Origin of the sequence: Planococcus donghaensis MPA1U2 (assembly GCF_000189395.1) — a bacterium.
GTDB lineage: Bacteria > Bacillota > Bacilli > Bacillales_A > Planococcaceae > Planococcus > Planococcus donghaensis_B.
The window spans coordinates 44870-57136 of sequence record NZ_AEPB01000044.1 but is presented as its reverse complement, the minus strand read 5'-3'; the positions used below and the strand labels follow the sequence as shown (position 1 = coordinate 57136).

The 12267-nt window shown below is 37.7% G+C and carries 10 protein-coding genes and 1 pseudogene; 4 read left to right on the top strand and 7 right to left on the bottom strand.

Annotated features, from left to right (window positions below; all coding sequences use genetic code 11):
* Nucleotides 1-62: 62 nt before the first annotated feature.
* Nucleotides 63-905, bottom strand: a complete 843-nt coding sequence (locus GPDM_RS12955) for a MurR/RpiR family transcriptional regulator (RefSeq protein ID WP_008432038.1) — start codon at nt 903-905, stop codon at nt 63-65.
* Between the two features lie 448 nt (nt 906-1353).
* Here GPDM_RS12955 and GPDM_RS12950 point away from each other — a divergent pair, with 448 nt between their 5' ends.
* Genes GPDM_RS12950 through GPDM_RS12935 form a run of 4 tightly spaced genes read left to right on the top strand, consistent with a single transcriptional unit; the run spans nt 1354 to nt 5346 of the window.
* On the top strand, nt 1354-2103 hold the full coding sequence (locus tag GPDM_RS12950) for a carotenoid biosynthesis protein (RefSeq protein ID WP_008432036.1): 750 nt from the start codon (nt 1354-1356) through the stop codon (nt 2101-2103).
* The gene (locus GPDM_RS12945; protein ID WP_008432035.1) at nt 2100-2774 is read left to right on the top strand and encodes a lysophospholipid acyltransferase family protein; all 675 of its coding nucleotides are present in this window, start codon (nt 2100-2102) and stop codon (nt 2772-2774) included. The genes GPDM_RS12950 and GPDM_RS12945 overlap by 4 nt, the downstream gene beginning before the upstream one ends.
* A gap of 2 nt (nt 2775-2776) precedes the next feature.
* On the top strand, nt 2777-3877 hold the full coding sequence (locus GPDM_RS12940) for a glycosyltransferase family 2 protein (RefSeq protein WP_008432034.1): 1101 nt from the start codon (nt 2777-2779) through the stop codon (nt 3875-3877).
* Nucleotides 3874-5346, top strand: a complete 1473-nt coding sequence (locus GPDM_RS12935) for a phytoene desaturase family protein (protein ID WP_008432033.1) — start codon at nt 3874-3876, stop codon at nt 5344-5346. The genes GPDM_RS12940 and GPDM_RS12935 overlap by 4 nt, the downstream gene beginning before the upstream one ends.
* A gap of 76 nt (nt 5347-5422) precedes the next feature.
* On the opposite strand, the gene GPDM_RS12930 is transcribed toward GPDM_RS12935, so the two are convergent.
* The 6 genes and pseudogenes from GPDM_RS12930 to GPDM_RS12905 all read right to left on the bottom strand — a co-directional run bounded on the left by GPDM_RS12930 (nt 5423) and on the right by GPDM_RS12905 (nt 12209).
* Nucleotides 5423-5656: a hypothetical protein gene (locus GPDM_RS12930; RefSeq protein WP_008432030.1), complete on the bottom strand. Its 234-nt coding sequence runs from the start codon at nt 5654-5656 to the stop codon at nt 5423-5425.
* Nucleotides 5657-5690: 34 nt separating this feature from the next.
* A pseudogene (locus tag GPDM_RS12925) lies at nt 5691-6524 on the bottom strand (phytoene/squalene synthase family protein).
* Nucleotides 6521-7978: a phytoene desaturase family protein gene (locus GPDM_RS12920; protein ID WP_008432028.1), complete on the bottom strand. Its 1458-nt coding sequence runs from the start codon at nt 7976-7978 to the stop codon at nt 6521-6523. The pseudogene GPDM_RS12925 and the gene GPDM_RS12920 overlap by 4 nt, the downstream one beginning before the upstream one ends.
* On the bottom strand, nt 7975-9501 hold the full coding sequence (locus GPDM_RS12915) for a phytoene desaturase family protein (protein WP_008432026.1): 1527 nt from the start codon (nt 9499-9501) through the stop codon (nt 7975-7977). The genes GPDM_RS12920 and GPDM_RS12915 overlap by 4 nt, the downstream gene beginning before the upstream one ends.
* Nucleotides 9502-9759: 258 nt before the next feature.
* Nucleotides 9760-10515 carry a LysM peptidoglycan-binding and 3D domain-containing protein gene (locus GPDM_RS12910; protein WP_008432024.1) on the bottom strand — a complete coding sequence of 252 codons (756 nt, stop codon included), beginning with the start codon at nt 10513-10515 and terminating at the stop codon, nt 9760-9762.
* Between the two features lie 248 nt (nt 10516-10763).
* The gene (locus GPDM_RS12905; RefSeq protein ID WP_008432023.1) at nt 10764-12209 is read right to left on the bottom strand and encodes a DEAD/DEAH box helicase; all 1446 of its coding nucleotides are present in this window, start codon (nt 12207-12209) and stop codon (nt 10764-10766) included.
* Nucleotides 12210-12267: the final 58 nt, after the last annotated feature.

Below are 12267 nucleotides of genomic sequence, written 5' to 3'. Positions count from 1 at the left end.
TTTCGTTTATAATTGACCAAACCGCTAAAGCGTTTCGGAAATTCCCAGTAAATCGAGTGTTGTTAAATAAAGAGATTTCGATCTTTATAGATCGCTTCTACTTTTGCCAAACTGCCAGTTACTTTTGCATGTTCTTTGACGTATACAAATCGCATAATCGAAGTTAACAAAGCATGTACAGAAGTATACGAATCAATATTCAAATTTGAGTTCACAGCTACTGTTAAATTGTAATCTGCATAAGCAAGAGCTGGAGATTCTTCCGAATCTGTCAAAACAATCACTTCAGCACCCTGCGCTTTAGCACTTTTCAACGTATCAATAGCTAATCTGGTGTATCTAGGGAACACAAAGGCGATGATCAAATCCCCTTTTTCTACTTTAGAAAGCTGTGTATAGTATTCGCCAGTTGAAGGATACATTGTTTCCGTATGACCCAATACAAGATTTAGCCAGTTAGCGAACCAGTGAGCAATGCCATAATCAAAGAAATTTCCAGTTACATAAATCTGATTTGCTTGACTGATTTTGTCGACGACTTCGAGAAGTTTTTCTTCATTAATCGTTTTTTTCAGTTGTACAATGCTCAGAATATCCGCATCCAATAAATTTTCTAAAAAAGATTGATCAGCAACAGGTTCTGGTGTTTTTTGTTCGGCTTTATCTAATCGCTCTTCAGCCAATTTTCGCTGTATAACTTGTTGAAACTCTGCATAGCCCTTGTACCCAAGTTTTTGTGTCCACCGAATTACTGTCGATTCACTGACATTAACCCGCTTGCCGACTTCTAGAGCAGATGAGAATGCTAAAAAAATGGGTTCTTTAAAAAATAAATCGCCGATCTTTTTCTGTCCTGCACTAAATTCTGGGTAGGAACTAGACACACTTCGCAGTAAATCCTGCATATTTAACGCCTCCACTTGAAGAACACACTCATTTACTCTCTAAAGTATACCTTTATGCAGGAAACCCTGCAATAGTTTACTGAAAATTCGATAACGATTGTTTTATCAGATAACTGAAAATTCAGCTCATAAACCGCGTCCTAATAACATTAATGACATGATCTATGAATTTAAAAAAATTTAGTTTTTGACGCTCGTTTAACTAAATAAGCATCTAGAAATCAAAATTACTTGAGGAATTACTAGAGAATGAGGAGTTTCAGTGAAAAATTTAACTGTGTAACTTATTTAATAAGAATAATAGAAAAATACCCACAAAATACCATCCCCTTTTTTATACAATTCAAACGCGAAATTCATACTTTGTTTACTCGACCACTTGTTTTCATATTTTAAGTGGACTCCTGTATAATATTTGTATAAGTCATTTTATTAAGGAGCTGTTGTTGTGTGGGAAAATCGGATATTTAAACTCTTTATTTTTTGGTATATTTGTGGAGTTGTATTGCTTGGATTCGACCTCTTACCTTCTTGGTTGGAATGGGCAAATGCATTCTTTTTGATACTCGCTGGTTCTCTAGGGTTTTTATATTTTCTTAACCGTTTCGGAGTAATTAGTGGATCTATATTAGGTAGTTTCATCTTCTTCTCTACTTTTATCGTAGAGTGGGCAGGTTCAGACAGCGGATTCTTATTTGGCTCTTATGATTACACAGAACGTTTTGCACCAAACATATTTGGTGTACCTATCGCTATTGGTTTTGCTTGGTTAATGGTTATGGCTACTACGCATGTCGTGGCACGTTGGGCAGTTCCTACTGGCGGTTTTCTGTACGCCGTGGTGGGAGCAATTGGCGCTGTGATTATAGATTTGATCATTGACCCTGTAGCCTATCAAGTTAAACAATATTGGATTTGGGAAGATACTGGTCTTTATTATGATATTCCGTGGACGAACTTTTTTGGATGGTTCGTAGTAGCCTTTGTGCTTCATATTGCAATTGACTTGCTAATGAAAAAGAAATCTTTGATTATCACTGCCGAACAACCTGAAAAACGAATGGTTCTTTTATATGTATTGATGATCGCTATGTTTGTTATGCTCGGGTCTATCGGTGGTTTATTGTTAGCCGCTTTCTTGACTACTGGATTAACCACTTTGATCGTTTTAATCGCTTGGAAGAGGCGACCCGTATGATTAAAGCCAATAAATCCACCTTATTTGAAACCGGTTTTAATCTGTATTTAACACCACTTATTCGATTCTCTTTTTCTCGCTTGCTTGGACAAGGAGTAAAAGTAATTCCTGAAAAGCCGGTATTGTTTATCGCCAATCATAGCTCTTGGTGGGATGGCCTTGTGTTCTTTTATTTAAATCGCACGATTTGGCATCACGATATTCATATGATGATGCATGAAGAAGGCCTTAAAAAGTATCCTTATTTCCGCTTTCTTGGAGCATTCTCTGTTAATCGGCAGAAACCAAAAGAAATTCTGACTTCCCTTCAATATGCGGAGTCTTTATTAAAAGAAGGAAAATCCGTTGTTCTTTTTCCTCAAGGAGATGAATTTCATCTCGAAAAGAGACCGCTTGTGTTCCAATCAGGTGTCGCGTATTTGATGGAGAATTGTCCAGAAGTTCCTATAATCCCGATTAGCTTTTATTATTCTTTTGGACATCAGCAAAAGCCCGATCTTTGGATTCGCCAACACGCACCGGTTCGAAATGAAGAAATCGCTCATTTGACGCGAAAAGAAAAAACCTTGCACCTTCAACAACTTTGCACTGAACAGCTCAACCGTTTAAAAAGCACCGTTATAAGCGAAAACAGCGAAGCGTTTCAGTCTCTCAGGAAAAGGAGAAGTTGATCATGATTCTTTATATCGGAATCCACGTATTTTTTTTAGCCTGGATTATTATCAATCGACTGTTTCTGCCTTCCTTGCCAAAACAGCCTAAACTTATAACCGAACCTTTAGTTTCTGTCTTGGTTCCTATGAGAAACGAAGAACGCAATGTCGCAACGTTAATAAAATCCTTAAAAGGTGCTACTTATCGTCATGTAGAATTCATCATTTTAAACGATCAATCAACGGATGGCACACAACAATTACTTACTCAAGAAATTGCAGGAGACCCCCGTTTTAAAATTATTATGGGCAAAGAACTTCCTAAAGATTGGGTCGGCAAAGTTCATGCCTGTCATCAATTACAACAGGAAGCTTCCGGAGAATATTTATTGTTTGTAGATGCTGATGTTCGGTTCCGGCCAAAAGCAATTGAGCAATCACTTGCTTTGCTTCAACGAAAAAAAGCGCAATTGTTAACGGGCTTCCCGGCTTTTGATGTATCGCCTTTTCTAAGTAAACTTCTCGTTCCGATGTTGCATTTTTTAGTACTGTTTCATCTACCTATTTTTCTAGCCAATCACACTAAGTTTAAAGCAGCTACTGCTGCTAATGGGATGTGGATGATGTTTGAAGCAACTAGCTACCGGAAGATGGGTGGTCATGCAACAGTATATGATTCCTTAGTTGAAGATGTTCATATCGCCCGGGAAATAAAAGAGCATGGCTATAAAGTCGTACTCGCAAACATCACAATGTCTGTAAAATGTCGAATGTATGATACTAACGCCGAAGTTTGGGAAGGTTTTTTGAAAAATAGTTACGCTGGAATTGGCCGCTCTCCTGTCATGGCTTTTTTTCTCATTCTCTTTTACTTTATTTTCTATATCCTTCCCCCGTTTCTCGCAATCTATGGCCTAGGGAATGGATTTTATGTATGGGCAGTTCCATTTGCGTTAACAGTGGCTCAGCGGTGGTACATTGATATGGTAACCAACCAACGCTGGTACTTAGCATTCCTCATTCCTTTCCAAGCTTTAGCAATGCTTGCCGTACTCACACAATCTATGCGCAAATCCTTTAAAAACCAATCTTATTCATGGAAGGGAAGGCATTACTCATGAAAAAAATTGTTATTGTTGGCGGGGGACTAGGTGGATTGGCTTCTGCCGTGACTCTTGCCCATGCAGGTTTTGACGTAGAGTTATTTGAAAAAAACGATCATTTTGGTGGGAAAATGATGCCTGTTCAACTTGGAAATTACCATTTTGATTTCGGTCCAAATACCATTACAATGCCAGATATTTTCACTAAAATTATTTCTCAAACGGGAGAAAATCCACAAGACTATTTAGACTTTATCCCTTTAAAAGCGCATACCCGCAATCACTTTCCCGATGGTAGTTTTTTTGACTTTACAAACAATCAGCAGCATATGATTTCTCAGCTTCAAACAATTGATTCTCATGCAGCAGTGACTTACCCAACTTTTATAAAGGAAATTAGCCGTTTGTATAAATTATCCGAACGCTATTTTTTCCCAGTAACATTTCAATCTTGGCGCGATTATTTGTCACCCTCCCTCGGTTTTGCACTTTTCCAAGTACGTCCTGCGGAATCTATGCATCACTTTTTTAAACGTTATTTTTCAAACCCTTTCTTAGTACAGGCTTTTGACCGGTATGCCACATATATCGGCTCATCCCCTTACCAAGCACCTGCTACATTCTCCATGATTGCTTATTTAGAGTTAGTTGAAGGGGTGTACTATACAAAAGGAGGAAATACAAAAATCGCTGAAGCATTTGCTGCCGTTGCAAAAAAATCTGGGGCTCAACTACATTTGAATACAGCCGTTACTAAGATTGTTACAGAAAAAGGGCAAGCAAGGGGTGTCGAACTTCAAGATGAGACATTTATTGCAGCTGACAAAGTAATTTTAAACGGAGATTTGTTATCGGCTTTTCCTGACTTAGTCGCAGAAAAAGCACGCCCATCTTTATCCGATAAGAAAATAGCAGCTTTTGAACCATCTATATCGGCGTTCGTGATCACCGCTGGCTTAACAAGAAAACTCGACACCCTAAAACATCACAATGTTTTTTTCTCATCGGATTATAAAAAGGAATTTGATGAGTTATTCGAGACTTCGACATATAGTGATGAACCCACAGTTTATATCAGCAATTCATCTTATACAGATCCAACCGTCTCACCTGATGGTGACAATTTGTTTATTTTGATCAATGCACCTGCGTTAACTAAAGAAGGACATCTTCAAATTGACCCTGAGTTATATAAAGAACGGATATACGATTTTTTGTTAAGTTATGGCATTGATATTCGAAGTTATTTGATAGAAGAAAAAATTTTCACTCCTGCTTTTATTCGCGAGAAATTCGGTTCGTTCCGAGGCGCATTGTATGGCCCGTCATCTAACCGTAGAAAAGATGCTTTTTTGCGCCCTCCCAATGCAAGCCGCGATATTCAAAATCTTTATTTCGTTGGTGGCAGTACACACCCAGGCGGTGGATCGCCGATGGTGGTTTTAAGCGGGTGGAATGTGTCGCAAGAGATTATCAAAAAAAGGTAAAAATATCTCTCGACTTATACTAGTAAAAATAAAAAACCACTTAAACATGGGTTCTATCCGTGTTTAAGTGGTTTTATTATTTATCTTCTGGTAAAGAGTCAAATTCTACTCTTTTCTGTTCAAACCATGCCTTCATTTCTTCCGGTGTTAATTTACTCATCTTGTTCATCGCATCTAGATGAGCTTGATCTCTTTGCTGAAACATTTCTTTCCCGTGTTGTTGACTTTTATTCGCCATTTCTTCAAAAGAATTTGCACTAAATGGTTGATCGCAAGCACCTGCTAATTGTTTACAGGTCATGGTCTTCATTATGGTGCACTCCTCTCAGTTAACAATCTCTTTTTCATAAACAAGCTAATATGGCTTGTTTTGATTCGTCTGGCACAAAATGCTTTTCACGGAACACGTTATATTCTTTTGAGCGAATTGTTGCTAAAATCTCGCGGTAAACGAGGGCTGCTCCTTTAACAGGTACACGCGAAGATAATGGATACTCATGAATGGTTTCAAAAGCTTTTTTGTAATGACATTCAGCTTTGTCAGCTAAGTCTTCCCAAACTGCGATAAATTGAGGACTAACAATCCCTGCTCGTAATTCATCTTCACGCAAATCATATTTCTCCATAATTTCTTCTGGCAAATAGATTCTTCCCATCTCCAAATCTTCACCAATATCACGAAGTATATTGGTAATTTGCATAGCATAACCAAGCGAAATAGCACCTTCTTTTAAAATCGCTATTTTCCCCGGAGCTAAAATTGGCAACAACATTAAACCCACTGTACTAGCTACATAAAAGCTATAGTTCAACAATTCTTCCATGGTCCGGTAGCGATTGATGGTCAAGTCCATTTCTTGCCCCGTAATTAAGCCAGAAAATGCCTCAACGTCCATTTCATAATTATCGAATACATCTGCCAGTGCTACCCACATTGGGTTTTCTTTGTCATAGATGCCTGTCAAAAACCTTTGAAAATCTTGTTAAAATTGTGCAAGCTCTTCAGTGGAATTTGTTCCTTCATCGACAATATCGTCTACTGTGCGACAAAAAGCATATACGGCCCAAACTGCTTTTCTTTTTTCTTTCGGCAATAATGAAAAAGCTTTATAGAAACTTTTCGAATGCATAGCAATGACTTTTTCACAGGAGATATAAGCATCTTTTAAATTCATTATGCATTGCTCCTTTCCTTTGCAAAATCGCCTTGGATTTGTTCAGCTAGCAACTTTGCGCCTTGCATCACAATTGGAATGCCTCCTCCTGGATGTACTGAAGCACCTACTGCATACAAGCGATCTGTTTTAAACGGTTTAACTTGCGGACGGAAAACACCTGATTGGAATAAAGTGGGGCCAATTCCGAAACTACCTCCTTTGAATAAACCAAAAGCCTCTGCTTCAGAAGGTGTACGAACTTCCATCCATTCAACAGCTTTACGAAAATCCGGGAAGGCTAAACTTTCCATACGATCGATAATTCGGTCAATCCATGCTTGATCATTTGCCCAATCAATATCCGTTCCGGAAGGTACAGGAACTAATACATATAGTACGCCCTTGCCTTCTGGCGCTAGTGAATCATCTATTTTTGATGGATGGAACGTGTAAATTGCAGGATTTTCAGTCTTCTGCTTTTTCACAAATACATCATCCATATGATCAACGTAACTATCCCCCATGAAAAATTGATGAACATTTCCTTCTTCGTATACTTTATTTAATCCAAAATACAATAATACGCATCCAGAAGATGCTGTATAGCTTTTCTTTTTCTGTTCAGGCAATACTTTTTCAATGCCAGGAAAATCACCATTATAGACAACCGCATCGAACGCTTCAAAGCCGGCTGCTGTTTCAATACCAATCGCTTTTTGGTTTTCTGTTACGATTTGTTTAACTGGACTAATCGTTTTAATCGTTACGTTAGTACGTGATCGAAGTGCTTTTTCTAACACCGGAATTAAGCTGCCGTATCCACCTTTTAGGTAGTACACACCGTGTTCGTGTTCACTAAAAGGAACTAATGCATACATGGCAGGTGCACGAAATGGATCTCCACCGATATACAAGGACTGTAAGGAATAGGCTAATTGCAGTCGTTCATCTCGGAAATAATTCGACATGAGTTTGTTAACAGATTGCTGAGGTTTTAATTTCATTAACTTTTTTATATTTTCTGCTGTAAAAAAATCAGCTTTTCTAACAAATGAATGCTCTAAAAATGAAGATTTACCGACTTTAAAACGCTCACGCCCTTCTGAAATAAATCGAAGAAATCCTTCTTTTTCAGAAGGGAAAACGTCTTCGATCTCCTGTAACTGCCGATCAATGTCTGGATATTTTGTGTAGACTACTCCATCTGGAAAGCGAATTGAGTAAAGTGGATCACATAATAACAATTCGGTATCCTCTTCTGGAACTCCTGCTTGTTGTAAAAGGTCTTGGAACATTTCAGGTAGCAATACAATAGTAGGGCCTTGATCAATCTTAAAGCCATCCCGCTCAACAAATGTTAAACGGCCACCCAACTTTTCTTCTTTTTCAAATATGGTGACGTCAAAGCCCATATTAGACAAATACAAAGCACCCATCATGCCCCCAACGCCGCCACCAATCATTGCGATTTTCATGCAAATCCCTCCATTGCTGGAAGCGGTAAGATTGGAATTCCTTTTTTACCATGTTGCTCAAGAATACCGTTAGTTGTAATACGTGCCGATTCTAAGATTGTCGGTAATCCACTTCCTGGATGCGTACCTCCACCGACTAACCAACAATTGCCCAGTTCTTCAAATTTATTGTGAGGACGGAACACCATCATTTGTGTTAATTGATGTCCTAAGTTAAATGTTGCTCCTTGATAAACTGAATAATCTTCTTGCCAGCCCATCGGTGTTAACATTTTTTCAACTTCTATATGATCACGGAGGTTTTTAAATTCCGATTTTTCTTCAATCGTGTCTAATACCAATTCACGAAATGCCTGTTGCTCGTTTTCCCAACCGATGTCGCTGAAGTTATTTGGAACTGGCGCTAAAATATACAAGGCCGATTTTCCTTCAGGGGCTAAAGTAGGGTCTGTCACACTTGCATTTTGCACATAAATTGAAGGGTCTGCAGAGAGGATACGCGATTTCGTCATTTCTTCCACATTTTTTTTATAATCTTTAGCGAATATAATCGTATGGTGAGAAAGATCGTATTTTTTATCCAGTCCTAAGTAGAGCATAAATGTAGAGCACGAATATTTTTTCTTCGCCAATTTCTCCGGTGTGTATTTTTTTAAAATTCCCGGTTCGACCAAATTATTCATAACGTGTGCAAAGTCACCGTTAATAATGACCTGATCGGCTTTTTCGCGCTTGCCATTTTCTAAGTCTACTCCTTTGACTTTACGATTTTCGATCCATAGTTTTTTTACACCTGTACTAGTATGAATTTTACCACCTAGTTCTTCTACTACTTTCGCCATGGCTTGCGATAATTGATTTACTCCACCAATTGGATGGTAAATGCCGTAAGCGTGCTCCATATAAGAAAGAATAGAAAATGCACCAGGACACTCCCATGGAGACATCCCTAAATACTTGGATTGAAAGGCAAAGGCCATTTTTAATCGCTCATCTTTAAAATATCTAGACAAAACATCGTACAGGGTTTTGTTTATTTCAAGTTCTGGCAACGCTTTTAAAACTTTAGGATGGACCATATCAAAATAGTTATCCATCTTTGATTGCAACATCGGCGACAATGCTTCTAATTTCTTTCCCGTTTCTTTCATAAAACGTTCATAACCTTCTCCATCGCCTTCGAATTTCTCGTTGATTTGCTTTTTCATTTCTTGGTTGTTTCGTGTCATTACTAAATTTTCATCTTCAAAAATCAGTTCATACATCGGATTTAGTTCAACTGCATTCATATAATCTTTTAAGTTACGACCTGTTGTTTCAAACAACTCTTCTACTAAATGCAACATACTTAAAAAAGTGGGGCCAGTATCAAAAGTAAACTCACCGAGGCGCAGCTTTGCATTTCGGCCACCTACCCATGGTTGTTTCTCATAGACATCTACTTTATATCCTCTACTTGCTAATAACATAGCAGCGGCTAGTCCACCTGGGCCTGCGCCTATGACAATCATTCTCTCTGACATAACAGATGCCTCCATTTCAAATCTTCCGTAAAACTCTACAATAGTTATACAAATATTATACCGTTCGATTTTAAAAAAGACTATTTATTTGAATTTACCCTCTTTCAAGCTTTTTTATGTCTTTATTCATGTTTAAGTAGGAATGTTTAAAATGTACGCTATTAACACTAACGAATTTATGTAAGAAATCTATTTCTTATTTAAATTTTTTAATACAAAAAACTCCAGCTCTCAAGATGAGCTGGAGTTTTATTTGTATTAGTTTAATATTTTTATTTTTACGTTTTTACGTCCCCAACGAAGCGCATTGCTTTGAGTTGGGATGAAAACATCAATTTTATTTCCTTTAATTGCGCTTCCTGTATCGCCAGCAACCGCGTAACCATAACCTTCTACATGAACTTTTGAGCCTAATGGAATAACCTTTGGATCCACTGCAATCACTTTAAGTCCTGGGTTTTTCTTTAAGTTAATCCCTGTTTTTGTAATACCCGAGCAACCTTTGCAATATGCGGTGTAGGCAGTCGCACTAACCGTGAATTCTTTTGCTACCGACCCGCTTGTTGAACGAGAAGGAGTTGTTTTCTTTGAAACTGTTGTTGCTGTTTTGTTTAACTTAAGTTTTTGGTTTGGATAAATCGTACTCGACTTTAAGCCATTCCATGCCTTTAAGTTACTAACTGACACTTTTTGCGATTTCGAAATTTTATATAATGTATCTCCACGTTTTACTGTGTATACTGTCGAACTTCCGCTCTTAGAAGCAGTAGCTTTTTTGGAAACTGTTTGTACTGTAGCTTTTTTTAATTTAATTTTTTGATTTGGATAAATTGTATTAGATTTTAAACCGTTCCAAGCTTTCAAGTTACTAACTGAAACATTGTTCATTTTAGAAATTTTATATAGGGAATCTCCACTTTTTACTATGTATACGTTTGATGCTGCTGAACTTTCAATCGAAGTGCCTAGGAATAAAATCAGTGCAAAACTCAAGACCATCAATAGTTTTTTCAATCCGCTATCCCCTTTGCTTTTTCTTAGTACAACCAAAATAGCACGTCAATATTACAAACGTGTAACAATTAGAGTCAAGTTTCATTACAATACAGCTTCATTTTGTGACATAAGTATTGCCAAGTCTTATTTTTACTCCTAAATAATGGTTTTAAAAAAGACTATTAGACCATTTCATATGGTACACACACAATTTATTTCCGAGGAAATAAAAAAACACGCACTCACAAGGAGCACGTGTTTTCGGCTTATTTATTTGCCTTATGAACTTTTAACGTCTTACCTTTTACGGTTTTATCCTTCATCGCTTTTAGCACCATCGGACCTTTACCATTCAAAATATCTATATACGTTACCGTATCTTGAATTTTAATGATCCCGATATCTTCAGCTGTCACTCCAGGAATGCTTGTTAACGTACCAACAAAGTCAAAAGCACGCAATTTCTTTTTCTTACCGCCATTAAAGTATAGTTTTAAAATATCTTTATTGACTTGCTCGTTTTTATTTTTCTTTAATTTTGGACGACTTTCTAGCTTTTCTGTAAATGCAAGCATCGCTGTGTCTACTTCATGAACAGAAGGTGCGGTTCTATGCGGAATTTCAAATCCGATATAGCTTTCAATTTCAGCTAAAAATTTATCTTCGTTAGGAGTTACAAACGAAATGGCTTTCCCTGTTTTCCCAGCACGTCCTGTACGACCTGAACGGTGCACATAACTTTCTTTTTCCATTGGCAAGTCAAAATTAATGACATGCGTAATGCTATCAATATCAATTCCGCGAGCTGCTACGTCAGTTGCTACTAAATAACGGAATTCTCCACGCTTAAATTCGTTCATAACCGCCGTTCGGTCTTCTTGCAACATACCCCCATGCAATTTATCACATGTGTAATAATGTTTTTCTAATTGTTCCATCACAAAATCAACATTGTCTTTTGTCCGACAAAAAATAATGCAGCTGTCTGGATTTTCAATAATCGTTACATCGCGCAACAACGAAAACTTCTTCTGCTCTGCTACAACAAATAACGAATGATCAATTTGATCTGTTAAAGTTTCTGTAGAAGCAATTTCAATATGCTGAGGATCGATCATGTATTTTTTTTGTAACTTCTCTACATTTTCAGGCAATGTTGCTGAAAACAGCATTGTAGTACGCTGTTTTGGCAATTTGTTTATAATCGATTCTACTTGTTCCACAAACCCCATATTTAACATTTCATCTGCTTCATCAAGAACAAGATACTCAATTTGCTCTAATTTTAATGTCCCGCGTTCAATATGATCTAATACGCGACCAGGAGTTCCAACCACTACGTGGCATTTCTGCTTGAGTTCCGCTTGCTGATAAGCAAATGGCTGCTTGCCGTAAACTGCCGCTGCTTTAATGCGTTTAAAACGTCCAATATTTGTTATGTCTTCTTTTACTTGGTCTGCAAGTTCCCGTGTGGGTGTCAAAATCAATGCTTGCGGCTTGTTTTCTTCCCAATCAACTAGTTCACAAATTGGAATACCGAATGCCGCTGTTTTCCCACTCCCGGTTTGAGACTTTACTGTTAGGTCAGTCTTAGAAAGTGCCACAGGAATAACTTTTTCCTGTACTTCCGTTGGTTCTGTGTAGCCAAGGCCGTCAAGTGCCTTTACAATTTGTTCACTTATTTGGTATTCGTCAAATTTTTTGGTATTCATAATTATTCTCCATCTCCGTTCAAAAATTTCAGGTTCTTTTATTATCGCACGGATTAGA